Annotated in this window: 14 protein-coding genes; 12 read left to right on the forward strand and 2 right to left on the reverse strand. The window is 59.3% G+C overall.

Features of this window, described 5'->3' with window-relative positions; translation table 11 throughout:
- The first annotated feature begins 28 nt into the window (after positions 1-28).
- The 11 genes from EI293_RS05750 to EI293_RS05800 all read left to right on the forward strand — a co-directional run bounded on the left by EI293_RS05750 (position 29) and on the right by EI293_RS05800 (position 17023).
- Positions 29-3055 carry a M16 family metallopeptidase gene (locus EI293_RS05750; RefSeq protein WP_125436156.1) on the forward strand — a complete coding sequence of 1009 codons (3027 nt, stop codon included), beginning with the start codon at positions 29-31 and terminating at the stop codon, positions 3053-3055.
- Positions 3056-3242: 187 nt separating this feature from the next.
- Positions 3243-6692: a DUF4175 family protein gene (locus tag EI293_RS05755; RefSeq protein ID WP_246010540.1), complete on the forward strand. Its 3450-nt coding sequence runs from the start codon at positions 3243-3245 to the stop codon at positions 6690-6692.
- 51 nt (positions 6693-6743) lie between these two features.
- A complete protein-coding gene (locus tag EI293_RS05760) occupies positions 6744-7199 on the forward strand; it encodes an ATP-binding protein (RefSeq protein WP_125436157.1) in 456 nt (151 codons plus the stop codon).
- A 15-nt stretch (positions 7200-7214) separates the two neighbouring features.
- The gene (gene ybeY, locus EI293_RS05765) at positions 7215-7700 is read left to right on the forward strand and encodes an rRNA maturation RNase YbeY (RefSeq protein ID WP_125436158.1); all 486 of its coding nucleotides are present in this window, start codon (positions 7215-7217) and stop codon (positions 7698-7700) included.
- A 237-nt stretch (positions 7701-7937) separates the two neighbouring features.
- Positions 7938-8672, forward strand: coding sequence for a GNAT family N-acetyltransferase (locus tag EI293_RS05770; RefSeq protein WP_125436159.1), 735 nt, complete (start codon positions 7938-7940; stop codon positions 8670-8672).
- 263 nt (positions 8673-8935) lie between these two features.
- Positions 8936-10804, forward strand: a complete 1869-nt coding sequence (gene mnmG / locus EI293_RS05775; RefSeq protein WP_125436160.1) for a tRNA uridine-5-carboxymethylaminomethyl(34) synthesis enzyme MnmG — start codon at positions 8936-8938, stop codon at positions 10802-10804.
- Between the two features lie 112 nt (positions 10805-10916).
- Positions 10917-11888: a S41 family peptidase gene (locus EI293_RS05780; protein ID WP_125436161.1), complete on the forward strand. Its 972-nt coding sequence runs from the start codon at positions 10917-10919 to the stop codon at positions 11886-11888.
- A 269-nt stretch (positions 11889-12157) separates the two neighbouring features.
- Positions 12158-13048: a class I SAM-dependent methyltransferase gene (locus EI293_RS05785; protein ID WP_125436162.1), complete on the forward strand. Its 891-nt coding sequence runs from the start codon at positions 12158-12160 to the stop codon at positions 13046-13048.
- Between the two features lie 241 nt (positions 13049-13289).
- Positions 13290-14921, forward strand: coding sequence for an Ig-like domain-containing protein (locus EI293_RS05790; protein WP_125436163.1), 1632 nt, complete (start codon positions 13290-13292; stop codon positions 14919-14921).
- A gap of 1069 nt (positions 14922-15990) precedes the next feature.
- Positions 15991-16482: a DUF4385 domain-containing protein gene (locus EI293_RS05795; protein WP_125436164.1), complete on the forward strand. Its 492-nt coding sequence runs from the start codon at positions 15991-15993 to the stop codon at positions 16480-16482.
- A 58-nt stretch (positions 16483-16540) separates the two neighbouring features.
- Positions 16541-17023 carry a hypothetical protein gene (locus tag EI293_RS05800; protein WP_125436165.1) on the forward strand — a complete coding sequence of 161 codons (483 nt, stop codon included), beginning with the start codon at positions 16541-16543 and terminating at the stop codon, positions 17021-17023.
- Between the two features lie 214 nt (positions 17024-17237).
- On the opposite strand, the gene EI293_RS05805 is transcribed toward EI293_RS05800, so the two are convergent.
- Positions 17238-18644 carry an inorganic phosphate transporter gene (locus EI293_RS05805; protein ID WP_125436166.1) on the reverse strand — a complete coding sequence of 469 codons (1407 nt, stop codon included), beginning with the start codon at positions 18642-18644 and terminating at the stop codon, positions 17238-17240.
- 368 nt (positions 18645-19012) lie between these two features.
- On the opposite strand from EI293_RS05805, the gene EI293_RS05810 reads away from it, so the two are divergent.
- Positions 19013-20530 carry a glycine--tRNA ligase gene (locus EI293_RS05810; protein ID WP_125436167.1) on the forward strand — a complete coding sequence of 506 codons (1518 nt, stop codon included), beginning with the start codon at positions 19013-19015 and terminating at the stop codon, positions 20528-20530.
- Between the two features lie 87 nt (positions 20531-20617).
- On the opposite strand, the gene EI293_RS05815 is transcribed toward EI293_RS05810, so the two are convergent.
- Complete coding sequence (locus tag EI293_RS05815) at positions 20618-21016, reverse strand: hypothetical protein (RefSeq protein ID WP_125436168.1); 399 nt, start codon at positions 21014-21016, stop codon at positions 20618-20620.
- Positions 21017-21190 lie beyond the last annotated feature (174 nt).

Raw genomic sequence — 21190 nt, forward strand, 5'->3', positions numbered from 1 at the left:
CATTCGTCTCACTCACCTCCTTATTTTGATGACTCGTAATCACCTGTTGCTGCTGGGCCTGGGCGCTTCGCTAGCCGTTCAGCCGGCCCTGGCGCAAAAGTCTACCCCCAAACCCGCCACCGTTACCAAGGCTCCGGCCGCTACCACCGGCGGAGCCCGCCTCGTGGAAAAAGTCACCCGCAAAGGCTCGGAGCTGGTAATTCCCTACGAAAAGTATGTGCTGCCCAACGGCCTCACCGTCATCGTGGCCGAAGACCATTCCGACCCGCTGGTACATGTGGACGTGACCTACCACGTGGGCTCGGCCCGGGAGCAGATTGGCAAGTCGGGCTTTGCCCACTTCTTTGAGCACATGATGTTCCAGGGCTCCGACCACGTGGCCGACGAGCAGCATTTCAAAACCGTTTCGGCATCCGGCGGTACGCTCAACGGTAGCACCAACCGCGACCGGACCAACTATTTCGAAACCGTTCCCAGCAACCAGCTTGAAACCGCACTGTGGCTGGAGGCCGACCGCATGGGCTTTTTGCTGGATGCCGTGACCCAGCCCAAGTTCGAGAACCAGCGCAGCACCGTGAAAAACGAGCGGGGCCAGAACTACGACAACCGTCCCTACGGCCTGGCTTCCGAAAACGTGAGCCGCACGCTCTATCCGTATGGTCACCCCTACAGCTGGCTCACCATCGGCTACCTCGAAGACCTGGACCGTTCCGACGTAAACGACCTCAAGAACTTCTTCCTGCGCTGGTACGGCCCCAACAACGCTACCCTCACCGTGGGCGGCGACGTAAAGCCGGCCGACGTTATCCGGTTGGCCGAGAAATACTTCGGCCCCATTGCCAAAGGCCAGCCCGTAGCGGCCCAGAAGCTGCCCGCCCCCAAGCTCACCGCTGACCGCTACGTGAGCTACAAGGACAACGTGCGCTTCCCGATGCTGCAAATGGTATTCCCGACGGTGCCCAGCGGCCACCCCGACGAGTTTGCCCTTGATGCGCTGGCCGAAATCATTGGCAGTGGCAAAAACTCCCTGCTCTATAAGAACCTCACCAAAACCCAGCAGGCGGTGCAGGCTCAGGCCTACAACAGCACCTCGGAGCTGGCCGGCGAGTTCACCATTGTCACGCTGCCCTTCCCCGGCAAAGGCCTCGATTCGCTGGAAATCAAGGTACGCAACACCCTCAAAGAGTTTGAGCGCACCGGTGCTACCGCCGAGCAGGTGGCCCGCTACAAGGCCAGCACCGAGGCCCAGATGATTAACGGCCTGGCCAGCGTGCAGGGCAAAGTAAGCCAACTGGCTGCCAACCAGACCTACTTCGGCAACCCCAACCGCCTGCCCGAGGAGTTGAAGCAGCTGCGCGCCGTAACGCCCGCCGAGGTGAACCGCGTGTACAACCAGTACCTCAAAGGCAAAAACGCCGTGATTCTGAGCGTGGTGCCCAAAACCGGCAGCGTGGCCCCCGCCAAGGCTGATAACTACACCGCCAGCAAGGATGGCTACAAGGCCCCCGATTACGGCTACGACGGCCTGAAATACGTGAAGGCCACCGACACCTTCGACCGGAGCAAGCAGCCCGGCTCGGGTGCCAACCCGGTGGTGCAGGTACCCACCGTGTGGCAGGCGTCCTTCCCGAACGGCCTGCGCCTGATGGGCAGCCGCAACGCCGAAATTCCGACGGTGACCATGCTGCTGACCATGCGCGGCGGCCACCGCCTGGAGCAGGCCACGCCCAACAAGGCTGGTATTGCTTCGCTCACGGCCGCTATGCTGAACGAGGGCACCCAGAAGTACACCGGCGAGCAGTTCAGCTCCGAGCTGGACAAGCTGGGCAGCACCATCCGGGTGAACACCGGCGACGACAACACCACCGTGTATGTGCAGAGCCTGACCAAGAACCTGCCTGCTACCATGAAGCTGCTGGAGGAGCGTCTGCTGCACCCGCGCTTCGATGAGGCCGACTTCGCCCGCCTCAAAAAGCAGACCCTGGAAGGTATTGCCAACCAGAGCACCCAGCCGGTCGTCATTGCCGATAAGACGTTTGCTCGCCTTGTGTACGGAGCCGGCGACATCATGCAGACGCCCGGCAGCGGTACCGTGGCCACCGTCACGAGCCTCACCCTCGACGACGTGAAGCAGTTCTACCAGCAGAACTACGCGCCCAACGTGAGCTACCTGGTGGCCGTGGGCGACGTGGACCAGGCCGGCCTCACCAACCAGTTGGGCTTCCTCAAAACATGGGAGCAGAAGCGTATCAGCCTGCCGGCCGGCATGGCGACCACCCAGCCCGATAAGACGCGCATCTACTTCGTGAACAAGGACGGTGCCGCGCAGTCGGAAATCCGGGTGGGCTACCTCACACCCCTTACCTACGATGCTACCGGCGACTTTTACCGCGCCTACCTGAGCAATTACCTGCTGGGCGGCGCCTTCAACTCGCGCATCAACCTGAACCTGCGCGAGGATAAAGGCTACACCTACGGGGCCCGCTCGGGCTTCCAGGGCACGCGCTACGTGGGGCCCTACACCGCCCAGGCCGGCGTGCGCGCCGATGCCACCGCCGCCTCGGTGAAGGAGTTCATGAAGGAAATCCAGAACTACCGCAACGGCATTTCCGACGAAGAGCTGCAGTTCCTGCAAGCCTCGGTGGGCCAGAGCGACGCGCTGCGCTACGAAACCGGCCAGCAGAAAGCCGCCTTCCTGAGCCGCCTGCTGGAGTACGACCTGCCCACCACCTACGTGCAGCAGCAGAGCGACATCCTAAAAGCCCTCAAGAAAGAGGACGTGCAGGGCATTGCCCAGAAATACCTGCCCGCCGATAACATGTACATCGTGGTCGTCGGTGACCGGGCCAAGGCTTTTCCCAGCCTTTCAGAGCTAGGTTATGAGGTGGTAGAGTTGGATGCCGAAGGTACCCGCGTAGCCACCGCCGCCCCGGCCGCGGCCCCAACTTCTACTCTCACCCCACCCTTGGAAGCGGAGAAGATGAAGGTGGTTACCAAGGACGCTAACGGTAAGAAAGAGAAAAAGAAGTCCAAGAAGGACAAGGACGCGAAGTAGGCCTGAACGGCCTCTTAGCCCCTGAAACCGGCCCGGTCTGCGCAAGCAGGTCGGGCCGGTTTGCGTGGGTGGCAGATGAGCAGCGGCAGTAGCATCCGGCCGACCACCTTCACCCCTCCGGGAACCACTTACCCCGCCCGGAATGTAGCCTACGTGCAGCCGCCGGGCCGAAATCCGTATCTTTCCCATGCCCGGATTAGGCGGCACCCTTATGGTAGTGGAGAAAGACCCCGCAACAACCCGGGCGCTGGACGACGTACTGGCCCGCCTGGATGCCTTCAAGCGCAAATTTTACCTGAACCTGCTGGTGCGGGGGCTGCTGGTAGCCGGCGGCCTCGTGCTGAGCCTGTTCCTGGTATTCAACCTGCTCGAATACTTCCTGTACCTGCCCACCTGGGTGCGGGCCGGGCTGCTGTTTGGGTTTGTGGGCGGGGTGGCCGTGGCCTTCTTCCGCTGGATCTGGCAGCCGCTGGCTGCCCTCACCCACCTGCGCCGCATGCTGAGCGACGAGCAGGCGGCCCGTAGGGTAGGGGAGCTATTCCCGGAGGTGCAGGACAAGCTCCTGAACGCGTTGCAACTGCGCGGCCAGGCCCAGGAAAACGCCCTGCTGGCCGCCAGCCTGGAGCAGCGCGCCGGTCAGCTGCGGGGTGTGGAGTTCAGCCAGGGCATCAATATTCAGGCCCAGACCCGGCCGCTGTGGAAGTACGTGGCCGTGCCGGCCGTGGTGGTGATGGTACTGCTGCTGGTGTACCCGCGCCTGTTTGTGCAGGGCACCGGCCGCATTCTGAACTACAACCGCACCTACAGTCCGCCCGCGCCGTTCCGCTTCATCGTGGAAAACAAACAGCTCACGGCTTTCCAGGGCGAGGATTTCAGCCTGACCGTGGCCGTGGAAGGGGAGGCCCTGCCTAATGAAATCAGCATAGAATACGATGGCCGGCAGCGCCGCCTCACCCGCACCACCGACAACCAGTTCCGCTACGAGTTCCGGCAGCTGCGCCGTAACGTGCAGTTTCAATTCTCGGCCGCTGGCTTCAGCTCCGAAGCCTACAACCTGACGGTAAAAACCCGGCCCAACCTGCGCGACTTTGTGGTGCGGGCCAGCTACCCGGCCTACCTGCGGCGGCCCGCCGAAACCCTGCGCAACGCCGGCAACCTCACCGTGCCCGAGGGCACCGACCTGCGCTGGGAGTTCAGCACCGAGGCCACCGACCAGCTCCGCCTGCAGTTCCGCAACCCCAACGAAACCCTCACCGCCACCCCCGATGACGGTCAATTTCTCGTTAGCCGCCGGGCATTGCGCAGCCAGTCGTACGCAGTGCAGCTGCGCAACGCGGCCAGCCCCAACCGGGACCCCATCGAATACCAGCTCACTGTGGTGCCCGACCAGGTGCCCGAAGTGACGCTGGAAACCTTCCAGGATACCACCGCCCGCCGCTTCCTGGCCCTGGGTGGCAACCTGCGCGACGACTACGGCTTCTCGCGCCTGCAGCTGCACTACCGCGTGCTAAGCAAAGGCCGGCCCAATGCCGCCTACCAGGTGAAGGCTTTGCCTTTGGGCACCGGCCCCAGCCAGAGCTACGCCTACCAGTGGGATGCGCGCCCGCTCAACCTGAAGCCCGGCGACCGGCTGGAATACTTCGTGCAGGCCTGGGACAACGACGGCGTACACGGCCCCAAGGCCGCCCGCAGCCGCACCGCCGAGTTCCGCCTGCCCGGCCGGGCCGAACAGCGCCAGCAACTGGCCTCCCAGAGCCAGGCCGTGCAGAGCCAGCTTAGCCAGGCTGCCCAGCAGAGCAAAAAGATGGAGCGCGAGCTGGCCAAGGCCGAGGACAAGCTGAAGGTGAAGCGCGACCTGAACTTCCAGGACCGCAAGCAGCTCAAGGACATGCTCGACCAGAAGCAGCAGATGGACCAGGCCATGGACGAGCTGAAGCGGCAGTTTGAGCAGCTCCAGGAGCAGCAGAACGAGCTGAACCCGCAGAAAAACGAGGAGCTGGCCGAGAAAGCCAAGGAGCTGCAGAAGCTGATGGAAGACCTGCTCGACCCCGAAACCAAGAAGCTCTACGAGGAGCTGCGCAAGCTGCTGGAGCAGCAGCAGGACCAGAACCAGCCCGACATGCAGAAGCTGCTGCAGCAGCTCGAAAACAAGGAAAATACCCTGCAGAAGGAGTTGGAGCGCGCCCTCGAAATGTTCAAGCAGCTGCAGTTTGAGCAGAAGCAGGACCAGGCCCTCGAAAAGCTCCAACAGCTGGCCCAGGAGCAGCAGAAACTGGCCGAGGAAACCCAGAAAAACGACAAGCAGAACCCCGACAACAAGCTCAGCAACGAGCAACAGAAAGACAAAAACGAAAAACTAAAAGACCAGCAGGCCGAGCAGCAGCAGAAATTCGACGAGGTGAAGCAGGACCTCCAGGACCTGAAGGAGCTGGATAAGCAGCTCGACGGCCAGAACGGGGCCGACGAGATGAAGCAGGACCAGCAGCAGGTGGATGAGCAACAGCAGCAGAGCCAGGAGCAGCTGGGCAAAAACCAGAACCAGAAAGCCAGCCAGAACCAAAAGCAGGCCGCCCAGAAAATGCAGCAGATGGCCCAGAAGATGCAGCAGCAGATGGAGCAGGAGGAATCGGACGAGCAGCAGCAGAACATCGACGACCTGCGCGACATCCTGGAAAACCTGCTCAAGCTCAGCTTCGACCAGGAAAACCTGATGAAGCAGTTCCGCCAGGTAGACCAGTCGGACCCGCGCTTTGTGCAATTGGGTCAGACGCAGCGCAAGCTCAAGGACGACGCCCGCGTGGTGCAGGATTCGCTGTATGCCCTGGCCAAGCGCGTGTTCCAGATCAAGAGCTTCGTGACCCGGGAGGTGGGCGAGATGAACGGCCGCATGGACGAGAGCCTCGACCAGATCCGGCAACGCAACGTGGGCCGTGCTACCAACTCCCAGCAGCTGGCCATGACCAGCATGAACAACCTGGCCCTGATGCTCAACGATGCTCTCCAGCAAATGCAGCAGCAACAGCGCGAAAGCCAGAGCCAGCAGCAGATGCAGGGTGGTGGCAAGCCGGGCCGCAAGAAGAAAAAAGGCAGCAGCGCCGGCGAAGGCCAGATGGGCCGCATGCAACAGCAGCTCAACCAGCAGATTCAGCAGCTCCAGCAAAGCGGCAAAACCGGTCGGGCCCTGAGTGAGGAGCTAGCCAAGCTGGCCGGCCAGCAGCAGATGCTGCGCCAAGCCATGCAGGATCTGGAACGCATGCAGCAGAAAGGTGGCGGTAAACCCGGTTCCAACAAAGACGGTAAAGGCCAGGATGGTGCCGGTGGCCTCGGCGACGTGAAAAAAATGATGGAACAAACCGAAACCGACCTCGTAAACAAGCGGCTGACGGAGCAAACCATTCTGCGCCAGCGCCAAATCCTCACTCGTTTGCTGGAAGCCGAGAAATCGGCCCGGGAACGGGACCAGGATGATAAGCGGGAAGCGCAGACGGCACAGAGCCGTCCGCCGGTATTTCCGCCGGCTTTTCAGCAATACAAACGCCAGCAAAACCGCCAGACGGAGCTGCTGCGAACGGTACCGCCCACGCTTACCCCGTACTATCAACGCGAGGTGAGTGAATATTTTCAGAAAATGAAATAGCGTTCTGCTAATTTTACCCTCTTACCCGCTGCCCCTCTCTTTTCCTCTTTTATGAAGCAGGTCAAAATTCAGATTCCTTCCCTGGTTGAAAATATCCGCGTTGTAGAAAGCTTTATCGACAACTCGAAGGATACCTTTCACATCGACGACGATATTTACGGCAACATCATGGTGGCCGTCACGGAAGCTGTGAACAACGCTATCCGCCACGGCAACAAGTTCGATAAGGACAAAAACGTGTTCCTGTCCCTGTTCGTGGAGCCGGATCGGGTGAAGTTTGAGATTGAGGACGAAGGCATGGGTTTCGACTACACGAACCTTTCAGACCCTACCGCTCCTGAAAACCTGGAAAACCCCGGCGGTCGGGGCATCTTCCTCATCCGCCACTTGGCCGATGAAGTGGAGTTTCAGAAGGACGGCCGCCATGTGCAGCTGACCTTTATGCTGCCCACCCCAGAAGCCGAATCGACTGAGGCCCTGAACAGCTCCGAAACTACGACCCATTAACCCTGCTTCGTTGCCATGAGCGACCTGCCTACCGAGCACGATGAATTTGAGGACGAAGATGATTTCGGGGGCGAAAGCCACGGCATCGAGTTCATGGTGGAGGAAGTGGAATTTGAGCTGGCCGACGCCCAGGAGCTGACCTCCTGGATTGAGCGCGTAGCCGAAGTGCACGAGCATGAAATCGTGCAGCTCACCTACATTTTCTGCTCCGATGAATACCTGCACAAGGTAAACGTGGAGTACCTCGACCACGACACGTACACTGACGTCATCACTTTCGACAATGCCGACGACGCCGACATCCTCGAAGGCGACATCTTCATTTCGGTGGATCGGGTGCGCGAAAACGCCTTGACCCATGGTGTCACGTTCCGGGACGAGCTGCATCGTGTGATGATTCACGGCGTGCTGCACCTGCTTGGCTACGCCGACAAGGACCTGCTCAGCCAGACCGCCATGCGCAAAAAGGAAGACGACTGCCTGCTGCTCCGCACGTTTTAGCCCGCGCTGCTTTACTAGATTGAAACGCCCACCATTCGGTGGGCGTTTTTTGTTGAACGGGGTAGAGACGCAATATTTTGCGTCTCGTCGTTGCTGACATCGAACGACCGGAACCAAGCTGTCTGGTCTGAACAACGTCAGCAACGATGAGACGCAAAATATTGCGTCTCTACACCGTTCAACGTCATACTTAGGCTTCGTTCTACATGACGTTCTTTGTATCCTGGCTACTCCATTATGTCCGCTACTCCGCAACCGCAACCTATCCGCATCATTCCCGGCCCGGCGCTGGACTACTACCTGGGCCAGGGCTACTACCGCATGCACCAGGACCTGTTTACCTGCCGGTTTCTGCCCATTGACGGCGGGCTGTACACGGTGCACTGGCTGCGGCTGGAGCTGGCCCGCGTGCACTACGGCTCCGAGCAGCGCCGCCTGCTACGCCTCGCCGAGCGGTTTACAGTGGTGCGGCGGCCGTTCCGGCTCACGGCCGAGTTGGAGGAACTATATGCGGCCTACCGGGCCTCCATCACCTTCGATGCGCCGCCCACGGTGGAGGCATTTCTGCTGGCCGGCGCTATCCACAACGTGTTCAATACGGAGGTGCTGGAAATCCGGGACGGGGCGCGGCTGGTGGCGACGGGCATCTTCGATAATGGGGCCCGTACGCTGGCTGGCATCATGAACTTCTACCACCCCGAATACCGCAAATTCAGCCTGGGCAAGGTACTGATGCTGCTGAAGCTGGAACACGCCCGCACCCTGGGCCACTTCTATTACTACCCCGGCTACGTGGTCCACAACTACCCCAAATTCGACTATAAGCTGTTCCCGTGCCCGGCCGCCACGGAGGTATTCGACTGCCTGACCGGGCAATGGCTGCCGTTTTCCTGGCCCGAAGTGAACCGGCAAGCAACTGAACTGCTGGCAGATTGGAATGAGGACGACTTCGCGCCCATCGACGATGCTTGAAGCCCCGGACCGCGTGAAAACGCGCTGCACTGCGTATCTTTGCGCACGTTTTGAGCGTGTTGCGTGGGGCACTTGGCCGCGGTTTTCCTGACAAAGCGCCTGCCACCTGCGGGCGTTTTCTGTTTAACTGTGGGGCGAACTTTCCCTTCGGTGTAACCTGTTTCCTGCAAACGGCCCGCGCAACGGGACAACGACTAGTTGTACTGATTAGCCGACGTCAGTTTCCCGCTCAGACCGTCCTATTGGCTTAAATCCGCGAATTCATGTTTCAGCAAGAAGAGTACGATGTCATTGTAGTAGGAGCCGGGCACGCTGGCTGCGAGGCCGCCGCCGCGGCTGCCAACATGGGCTCCAAGGTCCTGCTGGTGACGATGAACATGAACACCATTGCGCAGATGTCGTGCAACCCGGCCATGGGCGGGGTTGCCAAGGGCCAGATTGTGCGCGAGGTGGATGCGCTGGGCGGCCAGTCGGGCCTCATCACCGACAAAACCATGATTCAGTTCCGGATGCTGAACCGCTCGAAAGGCCCCGCCATGTGGAGCCCCCGGGCGCAGTCGGACCGGATGCGCTTCGCCGAGGAGTGGCGCATGACGCTGGAACAAACGCCCAACGTGGATTTCTGGCAGGAAGCCGTAACCGGCCTCGTGGTGGAAGACGGCGTGTGCGTGGGCGTGAAAACCCAGCTCGGCATCGAGTTCCGGGGCAAATCGGTGGTGCTCACTAACGGTACGTTCCTGAACGGGCTTATTCACATCGGAGAGAAGCAGTTTGGCGGCGGCCGCGCGGCTGAGAAGGGCAGCACCGGAATCACGGAGCAGCTGCTAGAGCTGGGCTTTGAGGCCGGGCGCATGAAAACCGGCACCCCGCCCCGCGTGGACGGCCGCTCGCTCGACTACAGCAAAATGGAGGAGCAGGCCGGCGACGCCGAGCCCAGCAAGTTTTCGTACCTCGACACGCCCGCGCTGCGCAACCAGCGCCCGTGCTACATCACCTACACCAACTCCGAAGTCCACGAAATCCTGAAAGAGGGTTTCGAGAAGTCGCCGATGTTTCAGGGCCGCATCAAGGGTCTGGGGCCGCGCTACTGCCCGTCGGTGGAGGACAAAATCAACCGCTTCGCCGACAAGGACCGCCACCAGATTTTCGTAGAACCGGAAGGTTGGAGCACGGTGGAAGTGTACGTGAACGGCTTCAGCAGCAGTCTGCCCGAGGACGTGCAGTACCGCGCCCTGCGCAAGATTGCCGGCTTCGAAAACGCCAAGATGTTCCGGCCCGGCTACGCCATTGAGTACGACTTCTTCCCGCCGACGCAGCTCCACCTCACCCTGGAAACCAAGCGGATTCAGAACCTGTACTTCGCGGGCCAGATCAACGGCACCACCGGCTACGAGGAGGCCGCCTGCCAGGGCCTGATGGCCGGTATCAACGCCCACAACAAGGTGCACGGCAAGGCGCCCTTCGTGCTCAAGCGCAGCGAGGCCTACATCGGCGTGCTCATCGACGACCTCGTGAACAAAGGCACCGACGAGCCCTACCGCATGTTCACGAGCCGCGCCGAGCACCGCCTGCTGCTGCGCCAGGACAACGCCGACCTGCGCCTCACGCCGCTGGGCTACGAGCTGGGTTTGGCCTCGGAGGAGCGTATGCAGCTGGTGCGCGAAAAGGAGCAGCAGACCAAGGAAGTAGCCAAGCTGCTGAAGAACTTCGGCATCGAGGCTGCCGATATCAACCCCTGGCTCACGGAAATCGGCTCGGCCGTTATCAGCGAGAAAACCCGCGCCGTGAACCTGTTGCGCCGCCCCGGCATCGAGCTGCCAGCCCTGGCCCGCGTGCTGCCCGAACTCACCCTGGCCCTGGCCGCGTACCGCCCCGACGCGCTGGAGCAGGCCGAAATTCTGGTGAAGTACGAGGCCTACCTGGAGAAGGAACACCAGCAGGCCGCCCGCGTGCAGGAGCTGGAAAACTTCGTCATCCAGGGCCGCCTCGACTATACCGCCATGCCGGCCCTCTCGCACGAAGCCCGCGAGAAGCTGCTCAAGATTCAGCCCGAAACCCTGGGCCAGGCCAGCCGCATCAGCGGCGTCAGCCCCGCCGATGTGTCGGTACTGATGGTGTATCTGGGGCGGTAGCTCTTGTCATCCTGAGTAAACAGAACGTCATTCCTTGCTCCGCTCGGAGTGAGGAACGGCGTTCTGGGATGAGCTTTGCGAATTGGGCTTTGTGTTGATACGCTACGCAACCATGAGGGTCAAGCTCTGTATTCTATTCTTCGTCTTTGCCTCTTGTAGTGCAGATAGTGCAGAACGTAGGCTGTCTTCACCTGCGGTGCGGAAGTATTTGGATGAGGTAACCAGTATCCTGCAAGCCAATTTCGTTAATCGGTCGGCAATAAACTGGGTAGTTTTCAGGCAGAACCTACTAGCGCAAGCAAGTGGCGCCAAAACAATTGAGCAGGTCTATCCAGCGGTTGTATCTGCTATTGGAGCCCTGGGCGATAAGCACAGTATGTTTGTGCCCGCCCGGCCGCTGAAGGGCCTCGAAACGCCCCCTGCCAAGCAACCCCTCGTATACCCCGACGAGCCGGTGCCTGGGGACATCGGCTACATCAGAGTTCCGTGGGTTGTCGGCAGTCAGGAAAAGCTGGACGCGTATATCACCCGCGTGCAAGCCCAAATCAAGGAGCGGGATAAGCCGGAATTAAAAGGCTGGGTCGTGGATTTGCGAGGGAATATGGGCGGAAATATGTGGCCGATGCTTGTGGGGGCAGGGCCGATTTTGGGAGAGGATACCCTCGGCTATTTCATCGAATCGCATAATACCAAAACCGCGTGGCGCTACGAAAAGGGCAAGGCATTGCTGGACGGCAACATACAAGCAGAAACAGCTAATTACTATACGCTTAAGTCGGCCAACCCAATAGTAGCCGTGCTGACCGATACCTTAACGGCCAGTTCAGGCGAGGCCGTGGCGGTGGCCTTTAAAGCCCGAAAGCACACCAGAAGCTTTGGGGCGGGCACGTGCGGGGTATCGACCAGCAGAAGCCGCTTTTATTTGTCTGAGGGGTCCGTTCTCTTGCTGACAACCGCTGTATTCGCCGACCGCCGCTTAGTACAGTATGGCCAATCCCTAGCACCCGACGAGCCGCTCAAGTCGAGCGAAGTAGTGCCACGAGCCATTCGTTGGATCAGAGAAGAATACGAAGTGAAGAAATAAGTGGCTTGGCCATAGAAACTGCATTGTGATGCCGAGTTTGTCGAAACAGCTCTACCGCTTTGTTGAATTACCATTATAACGGCAGCGCGCGAGATTCTTCGCTCCGCTCGGAATGACGTTCTTAACTAATCACGTTCTGGTTAGCAAACCGGCCGCCGTTTCTTTCCGAAACGGCGGCCGGTTTGGTTTTGTACCTTCGCCTTGCGGCTGGCTTCTCTGCGCAGGCCGGTTGTCGCAATCAGCGAAATCAACATAATCAGCGAGCATCTGTGATTTACGAGCGTTTGGAGAAGTGCCCGGTTTGCGGCAAAACGGAGTTTCGCAACAAGCTGGTGGTCGAGGATAAATCCGTCAGCAAGGAGAGTTTCGCCATTCAGCAGTGCGAGGCGTGCACATTCCAGTTCACCAACCCCCGGCCCGACGCCGCCCACATCGGCCGCTACTACGAGTCGGAGGAGTACGTGTCGCACAACAGTGGGGCAGGAGGGGTCATCAACCAAGCCTACAAAGTAGCGCGCTACTTTACTATGCGCCGCAAGGTAGCCTTGGTCAATCAGCGCGCCAGCAAGGGCCGCCTCCTCGACTACGGCTGCGGCACGGGCCACTTTCTGGCCGCCGCCAAAGCCGACGGCTGGCAGGTGGCCGGCTGGGAACCCAACGCCCGCGCCCGCGAGGAAGCTACCGAACGAGTAGGCCAGCCCATCGGCACCGAGAGTCTGGTGCAGTTTCAGCCCGCCAGTTTCGATGCCATTACGCTCTGGCACGTGCTGGAACACGTTCACAGTCTGAACGAAACCCTCGCTCAGCTCATCAGCTTGTTGAAGCCCGACGGTACGCTCGTCATTGCTGTGCCCAACGTGGACAGCCTCGATGCCCAGCACTACCGCCAGGACTGGGCTGCTTACGACGTACCGCGCCACCTCTACCACTTCAGCCCCAAAACCATGACCCAGCTGCTTAAAAAGCACAAGATGCAGGTGTTGGAGGTGCTGCCCATGCCGCTGGATGCCTATTACGTGAGCATGCTCAGCGAAAAGCACCGCGCTGAACGCGGCGGCGGGATGCTCACGGTGCTCAAGGCCGGCTACAAATCCAACCAGTACGCAGCCCAGCACGAAGGCCAGTACAGCAGCCTGATTTACGTGGTGCGCAAGCGCTAAGCAGTAGGGTAGGGGAGAGGCTATAGCACTAAGGCAAAACCTGTTGCTAGCTCGAATACAGCGAGGAATCCGGGACGTCTACTGACGTATTTCGGATTCCTCGCTTTGTTTGACGGATGATGTAGCAGCCGGGCATGACAGTTTTGGACCTGAGCCGCGTTACAGCGTGTACCTTCGGAGTTCGGAAACGCCCGCCTGGGCGGGGCCGAAATCTGTCACCTTTCCCAACTGCCTGCCCGCAATGCTCCAGTCTGCCTGCGCCCGCGCCTCCTTGTTCCTATTGTTTGCCGCCGCCGCGGGCCTGAGCGGCTGCGCGGCCATTAGTTCGCCTGAAGGCGGTATTCGGGACACCATTCCGCCCAAGCTGGTGCGCACGGTGCCGGCCAACGGCACCCGCAATTACCAGGGCCAGTCGGTGCGGCTGGAGTTTTCGGAGCAAGTGCAGCTGAAAGAGCTGGCCAAAAACCTCATCGTGGCCCCGCTGCTCTCCGACGACAACCCCTACAAAGTGCGCGAAGACCGCACGTCCATTACCCTAACCTTCGATAAGCCGCTGGCCCCAAATACTACCTATTCCTTCAACTTCGGCACCGCCATCAGCGACATTACCGAGAGCAATCCGGCCGCCAAGGCAGTGGTCAGCTTCAGCACCGGCCCCGAGCTGGACTCGGCCTCGGTGCGGGGCACAGTGGTGGATGTGCTGAGCCAGCAGCCGGTGGAAAACGTGGCTGTGGTGCTGTACCCTGAGGCCGATACTGCCAACGTGCGTCGGGGCCGCCCCACGTACTTAGCCCGCACCGATAAGGCCGGGCAGTTTGAGCTGAATTATCTGAAAGCTGGCCAGTACCAGGCCTACGCTCTGGCCGATAAAAACCAGAACAACCGCTACGAGGAGCCCGAGCGCATCGGCTATCTGCCCGGCCTGCTCACCGTGGGCGGCCCCGCTTCCGATAGCCTGCGCTTTGTGCTCACCCGCCCCGACACCCGCCGGCCGCTTGTAACCACCCAGAAACCTGAGCCCACCAGCTACCGCGTGAGCTACACTGAGGGCGTGGTGGCTACCACCCTGGCTCCGCTGGGCGCAGCCGCTACCCCGGCCCTGAACGAGGCCGTGCAGCTGGCCGAACGGGGCCGCACCGCCATCCTCTACCGCACGCCCGAACTGCCGGAAGGCCGCTACCTGCTCACCGCTACCGACAGCGCCGGCAACATAGGGCGCGACACGATTAACGTGCGCTTTCAGGGTAATGCTTCCGCTAAGCGCGGGGCCGCCTATTCCGTGGAAGGCAATCCGCGCGAGGTATACCGTCAGGGCCAGATCAAGTTTGTGTTCAACGAGCCGGTACGCATTGCCCTGGATAAACCGATCGGGACGCTGGTGGAAGATTCCCTGAAACGGCGGCCGCTCCGGCTCCCGCAGGATGGCACCCTCAGCCCCAGCCGCACCGAGCTGGCCCTGAACCTGAACACCACGGCCCGCAAAACCGTCACGTTTCAGCTCGATAGCACCACCATCCGCAGTATTACGGGGCAGTCGTTGGGACTGAAACCGCTACGCCTTCGGGTGACGGATCAAACCAGCACCGGCACGCTCAGCGGCCCCATCCAGACGACGGCCAAGCGATACTGGGTGCAGCTGCTCGATGCCAATGGGCAGGCCCAAATCACCCTCGATTCGCCCAAGGGCACCTACCGCTTCGATAACCTGCAACCCGGCACCTACCGCCTGCGCGTACTCATTGATGCCAACCAAGACGGCCGCTGGCAGGGCGGCGACCCGCAGCTGCGCCTCCCGCCAGAACCCGTCTTCCTGTTTCCCAAAACCATTCAGGTGCGCTCAAACTTCGATAATGTGGAGTCCTTGAGCTTTTAAGCACTTCTCCAATGCCTGTTCCGCCCGATTCCGCTTTGCCGGAGTCGGGCTTTTTTGCGGCGGGAGGTAGCGGCTACCCATAGAACTGGTCGGCCTGAATGCCACTGTCTGCACGCCTGCGTGCCACCAACCATGTTAGCTCTTAAAAGTGCAAACAGCTGCTATATAGATTCTCCTTCATAAAGATATCCACACCCCAAAACCGCACCTGTGATTCGGAGGGCCGGTTTCTCATTTTTCCGAAACCACTATCCACATAAGTTATCCACCTAAATCCGCGTAAGCGGCGTAACCTGTGGATAATAGTGGGGAAACCTGGGGATAACCCGTGGACAACTTGCGGACAAGTTTTTTTGCATCTGAACCGGCCAGCACACCCGCTTGGCTATGCACAAACGCTGTGGATAGCGGTGGATAACTATCCCCCGAAAATCCCACTATCCACACACCTGTGTGGATGTGGATTGTGGATATCTGGATAACCTGTGTGAATTGTGAAAAACTACTACAAATTACTAATAATGAGAATTTTACTATCCACACCCCCTGTTGATAGACGGTGTATAACTCAGTTCTTGTGCACATGTTATCCCCGCCGTGGATAACCTTTTGTTTTTATCCACTTATGAACACCCCTAACAACAGAGATTAAAAGAGATTTTTAAATAAAAGATTTTTTAAAAGTTATTAACCTGTGGAAAAGCCAGCCGGACTTCCGCTTGCCTGATTCGGGTTGGAACAGTGAGTCCGGTAAGCAAAGCCGAACCGATTGGTATCCGGCGGGCTACCAGTTGTTGCCGACCAAGACAGCTGTTGCCAGAACTGCAGAAGGCGCGACTGTTGCGTTGCGGTGTCGCATCAGGGCGGGAAAGCGGCGGAAAACATGTTGGTAGAATAAGCAGCCTGCTTTCGTTGGGGATAACTCTGTTGATAAATAGGCAGTTATCCACGGTTATGCGTGGAATTATGCTTCGTGCGGGCGCAGCCGATGAAGTTTGGAAGCAGCCAATGGCCAGTAACCGGCGTATAGCACTACAGTTCCTGCTTCTCTGTCCCTGGTTTCTCTGGCATGCCGTTCGATTATCAACAGGATTTCCACACCGTTGACTTCCGCCAGCACCCGGAATACTACCGCGTGGGCAAGGGCGAGCAGGGGGTATTGCTGGTACAGCCCTATAAAGGCGAGATTTTGCCCCACTGGCGCTTCCGCACCCCTGCCGTGGCCCGGGAGTCGGCCGATACTATCTACGCGCTGTTTGAGGCCTATTTGCAGGCCAACGATTTTGTGGGAGCCGACATGGCCCGCAAGTTTCTGCAGATGGGCTTTACCCGGGCCCGTCGCTACGCCAACCACAAGGGCGGCAAGAAATACGCCGGCCCGGTACCCGACGACAAGAAAGGCCAGAGTGGCAGCCACGGCCGCGCCGAGTTGCCCCGCTCCCCCGAAGACCCGGAAAAGGCCAAAGCCGCCGCCATCTTCAAACGCAAGTGGGACGAGGCCAAGCAACACCCCGACTACCTCCGCCAGCGCGCCGAATTTGAAGCACGCTACGGCAAATGACCCCCGAGAACCTTTACCTTTACACGTACTCAACCTCTACTTTTTTCCCGAACCGGCTATGACGACCCCAGCCCAACCCTCCAGCACCGAAGAAAACGAAATCAGCCTCGGCACCGGCATGGGCCCGCTCAGGTTTGGCGCTTCCATGGACGAGGTGCGCGCCCTGATGGGTGAGCCCGAAGAGATTGAAGAGTCGGAAGACGACGACGAGTTTGAGCACCAGGCCTGGAACTACCTCGAAGAAGGCTACTCCCTGTATTTCGACCGGGAAGACGATTACCGCCTGAGTTGCATCGAGACGGATCACCCCGGCATGCGCCTCTACGGCGAAGCCATTCACGGCAAAAGCCCCGAGGAAATTCAGGACCTCATGAAACGCCATGGCCATGAGCACAGCGAAATCGAGAAAATGGACACCGGCGAGATGCGCATCTCCTACGAAAAGGAAATGATTGACCTGTATTTCGACGATGAGGAACTGCAGTTTGTCAACTTCGGCGTGTTCATAAACGACGATCTGGACGTACAATGGCCCGCTTAGGTCAGAGTTATCCACAAAATCGTTCAATTTTAGTGTTGATAAGTGGATAAGATGCTAAGTATCGGGAGTTTTCAACAGGTTTTCCCAACGCGGGAGGAATTGCTAGTTTCGCTAGCACGCTGCTGATACTCAACGAAAAAACAAAAAAGCCGCCCCGGTAACGGAGCGGCTTTTTTGTGTGATTTCAAGAGCAGGTTACCCTGCCCTTTGGTGCTTAGCTCGGGATGATGGCCCGGAACAGCAGGAACAATCCGCCGGCCAGCGTCATCGTCACAGGCAGGGTGAGTACCCAGGCTAGGGCAATATTGCGCACCATCTGGGGGTTAAGGTTCTTGATACCGCGGTTGGCCACCATGCTGCCGGCAATGGCCGACGAGAGCACGTGGGTAGTGGATACGGGCAGGCCGAACTGGGTGTTCACCCCAATCATGGCGGCAGCTACCAGCTCCGAAGAGGCCCCTTGTGCGTAGGTCAGGTGCTCCTTGCCGATCCGCTCCCCGATGGTTTTCACGATGCGCTTCCAGCCCACCATGGTGCCAACTCCCAGCGACAAAGCTACCATGAAGGAAACCTCCCAGGGCGCGTAGTCAGTGAAGGTGCGCATCTGCTTGATGCTGTCTTCGAACGTGGTGCGGTCGGCAGTGCTCAGGGGCACTTTGTCGCTGGCGGTGAGTTTTTTGGCGCGGTTGTTCAGCAGCAGAATGGCCTTGCGGATTTCAAAGCGAGCTGTTTCGGGCAGCTGTTTCACGTCGGTTTTACCGGCAAAAATCTGGTCCAGCGTGCTCGTCTGGGTGCGGATATCGGCCAGCAGCTTCGTGTCGGCTTCGCTCAGGCCGTTGGCGTTCACCTTGTTCATCACCATCTCCACGTTGGTCAGCGACTCGCGCATATCCAGCGGGTTCAGCTTGGAGTTCAGGGCGAAGTGAATGGGCACGATGCCAATCAGAATCAGCATGATCAGGCCCACGCCCTTCTGGCCGTCGTTGGAGCCGTGGAAGAAGCTTACCAGCGTACAGGTGGCAATGAGAATCAGCCGAATCCAGAGGGGTGGCGGCTTGCGCTTGTGGGGCTCCTTAAAGATGGATTTATTGGCCACGAAGCGTTTCAGCAGGAACATCATGATGATGGTCAGCGAGAAGCCGAAGATGGGGCTGATCAGCAGAGACGCCATCGTTTCGCCGGCTTTGCCCCAGTTCACGGCCGCGCCATTTGACTCGGGCAGCAGCGAGTAGGCAATGCCCACGCCCAGAATGGACCCGATGAGGGCGTGCGACGAGGACGAGGGCAGGCCGTAGTACCAGGTGCCCACGTTCCAGATGATGGCCGCAATGATGAGCGCGCCCACCATGGCAATGCCGTGGTACACGTTCTGGTCGACGAGGCTTTCCACCGGCAGCAGGTACACGATGCCCATGGCCACCGCAATACCGCCCGTGAGCACCCCAATGAAGTTCCAGAAGCCCGACCACACCACGGCCACCCAGGGCCGCAGCGTGTTGGTGTAAATCACCGTGGCCACGGCGTTGGCCGTATCGTGGAAGCCGTTTACAAATTCAAACGCGCAGGCCGCTACCAGACAGGCAATCAGCAGCAGCAGCACATGAGGCTCTAAGCCAAACATAAGGGGGGGATTGGTGAAGATTCAGTTTTCGGCAACCAAAGGTACTGTCGCCCTAAGGGGGCGCAAGATTATGAAATTGTTACCGCACTGCCCCGAGGGCCGGCCGGTTGAGCCGCTAAACGCAGGCCGGCCGTATTGGTTGAGGTAGACCTGTTTGGGTATGGTAAAATTCTGACAGTTAGGCTGTAAGGGCTATTTCTGCGGCTGCGGCTAGGCTACTAGCCTGGGCTTTAGCTACTTTTGCCCCGATTCAGAAGTGAGAAGCGAGAAGCGAGAGGTGAGAAGGGAAACGGACCCCAGGGCCGAAGTACCCACAAACCTGTTCAGTTCTCACCTCTCACTTCTCGCCTCTCACTTCTCTATACAGTATGAGCAACGAGCAGAAACCCGCCGCCACGGCCGAAAACACCTTGGCCGATATCGTGTCGCACGCCAAGGAATACGGCTTCGTATTCCCTTCCTCGGAAATCTACGACGGCCTAGCCGCCGTGTACGACTACGGCCCCAACGGCGTGGAGCTCAAGAACAACCTCAAGCAGCTCTGGTGGAAGGCCATGACCCAGCTCAACCAGAACGTGGTGGGTATTGACGCGGCCATTTTCATGCACCCGCTCACCTGGAAAGCCTCCGGCCACATCGACGGCTTCTCGGACCCGATGATTGATAACCTCGACAGCAAGAAGCGCTACCGCGCCGACGTGCTATTGGAGGACAAGGCCGCCGAGTACGAGAAAAACGGCGAAATAGCCCGAGCCGAAACCCTGCTGGCCGAAATGGGCCGCCTGCTCACGGCCGAGGATCTGGCCGGGGTGAAGCAGCTCATCATTGATGAGAAAATCATCTGCCCGGTTTCCAAAACCGGCAACTGGACCGATGTGCGCCAGTTCAACCTCATGTTCTCGACCCAGATCGGGGCCGTGGCTGATGATTCCAGCAAAATCTACCTGCGCCCCGAGACGGCCCAGGGCATCTTCGTGAACTTCCTGAACGTGCAGAAGTCGGCGCGCCAGAAGGTGCCGTTCGGTATTGCCCAGATCGGCAAGGCCTTCCGCAACGAGATTGTGGCCCGGCAGTTCATCTTCCGCATGCGGGAGTTCGAGCAGATGGAAATGCAGTTCTTCGTGCGGCCCGGCACCGAGGGCGAGTGGTACGACAAGTGGAAGGCCACCCGTCGCCGCTGGCATGAAGTAATGGGCCTACCCGCCGAAAAGCTCCGCTTCCACGACCACGAGAAGCTGGCCCACTACGCCAAGGCCGCCGTGGACATTGAGTATGAATTCCCCTTCGGCTTCAAGGAAATCGAGGGTATCCACTCCCGCTCCGATTTCGACCTGACGCAGCACCAGACGCTGAGCCGCAAGAAGCAGAACTACTTCGACAACGACATCAACCCCGAAACCGGCAAGCCCTACGGCAACTACGTGCCCTACGTGGTGGAAACCTCAGTGGGCGCCGACCGGCTGTTCCTGGCCACGCTCTGCCAGGCGTTTCAGGAGGAAACCATTACGGAAGGCGAAGGCGAGGAGCAGAAAACCAAAACCCGCAAGCTGCTGCGCCTGCACCCGGCCGTGGCCCCGGTGAAAGCCGCCATCTTCCCGCTGGTGAAAAAGGATGGCCTGCCCGAGAAAGCCAACGAAATCTATAACTCCCTGCGCTTCGATTTCCGGGTGGTAGTGGAGGAGAAGGACAGCATCGGTACCCGCTACACCCGCCAGGACCTCATTGGCACGCCGTTCTGCATTGCCGTCGACCACCAGACGCTGGAGGACAACACCGTCACGGTCCGCCACCGCGACTCCCGCGAGCAGACCCGCATGCCCATTGCCGAGCTGCGCGGTTACATTGGCGAGGCCGTGAGCCTGAACCGCATTTTCGAGCAGTTGTAGAGCACAACGTAGTCAGTAAAAAGCCGAAAGGCCGCCGGAGCAATCCGGCGGCCTTTTTGTACGTAGGAGGCGGTGTTTGAAGAAGGACTAGTTTTCGCTTAGCCACTGAGTGGCGTCGCGGCGGGAGGTGAAGTAGTTGAATTCCACACGGGCCGGCGGCAGGGTGGTGGAGGCAATGGAATTGCCGATCTGGTACTGGTACTGACCTTCCGATACCACGGCGGCAATGAACAGCGGCCGGTGGGCCTGTTCGGCAAGCACGTCGGTAAGGGGGCCGAGCAGCTCGTCGGCTTCGTCGGTGGGCGGGGCGTTGCGCTTGAGGTCCAGCAGCAGCTTGTCTACATTCTGGGCCAGCATTTCCTCCAGGGCGCGCTGATAGGCCTGCCCGAACGACACCGAAAGGCAGGTAGCATTGTAGCTCAGGTGCAGCGTTGCAGAAACCGGATTATAGGTCAAGGACGCATCCGGGGAATTGTACAAAGTCATGACAAGAAGAAAATAACAAGCGGTGCGGGAAATAATACAATTATTGGACTGTGCAACACGCTGAAGTGAGCTTACTTACGCTATAAATGGTATAAATTGTTCCCTATATTCCGAATTAAAATTGGATTTTCCAATTAACACATCTTCTCAGATGCAGTAGTGGAGCCGGGGTTT

Origin of the sequence: Hymenobacter perfusus (assembly GCF_003944765.1) — a bacterium.
GTDB lineage: Bacteria > Bacteroidota > Bacteroidia > Cytophagales > Hymenobacteraceae > Hymenobacter > Hymenobacter perfusus.

What these genes read in the sequence shown, in the direction of transcription:
- EI293_RS05760 (WP_125436157.1), top strand. Translation starts at nt 6,744, where the DNA reads ATGAAGCAGGTCAAAATTCAGATTCCTTCCCTGGTTGAAAATATCCGC.
- EI293_RS05780 (WP_125436161.1), top strand. Translation starts at nt 10,917, where the DNA reads ATGAGGGTCAAGCTCTGTATTCTATTCTTCGTCTTTGCCTCTTGTAGT.
- ybeY (WP_125436158.1), top strand. Translation starts at nt 7,215, where the DNA reads ATGAGCGACCTGCCTACCGAGCACGATGAATTTGAGGACGAAGATGAT.
- EI293_RS05770 (WP_125436159.1), top strand. Translation starts at nt 7,938, where the DNA reads ATGTCCGCTACTCCGCAACCGCAACCTATCCGCATCATTCCCGGCCCG.
- EI293_RS05755 (WP_246010540.1), top strand. Translation starts at nt 3,243, where the DNA reads ATGCCCGGATTAGGCGGCACCCTTATGGTAGTGGAGAAAGACCCCGCA.
- EI293_RS05800 (WP_125436165.1), top strand. Translation starts at nt 16,541, where the DNA reads ATGACGACCCCAGCCCAACCCTCCAGCACCGAAGAAAACGAAATCAGC.
- mnmG (WP_125436160.1), top strand. Translation starts at nt 8,936, where the DNA reads ATGTTTCAGCAAGAAGAGTACGATGTCATTGTAGTAGGAGCCGGGCAC.
- EI293_RS05810 (WP_125436167.1), top strand. Translation starts at nt 19,013, where the DNA reads ATGAGCAACGAGCAGAAACCCGCCGCCACGGCCGAAAACACCTTGGCC.
- EI293_RS05815 (WP_125436168.1), bottom strand. Translation starts at nt 21,016, where the DNA reads ATGACTTTGTACAATTCCCCGGATGCGTCCTTGACCTATAATCCGGTT.
- EI293_RS05795 (WP_125436164.1), top strand. Translation starts at nt 15,991, where the DNA reads ATGCCGTTCGATTATCAACAGGATTTCCACACCGTTGACTTCCGCCAG.
- EI293_RS05790 (WP_125436163.1), top strand. Translation starts at nt 13,290, where the DNA reads ATGCTCCAGTCTGCCTGCGCCCGCGCCTCCTTGTTCCTATTGTTTGCC.
- EI293_RS05750 (WP_125436156.1), top strand. Translation starts at nt 29, where the DNA reads ATGACTCGTAATCACCTGTTGCTGCTGGGCCTGGGCGCTTCGCTAGCC.
- EI293_RS05805 (WP_125436166.1), bottom strand. Translation starts at nt 18,644, where the DNA reads ATGTTTGGCTTAGAGCCTCATGTGCTGCTGCTGCTGATTGCCTGTCTG.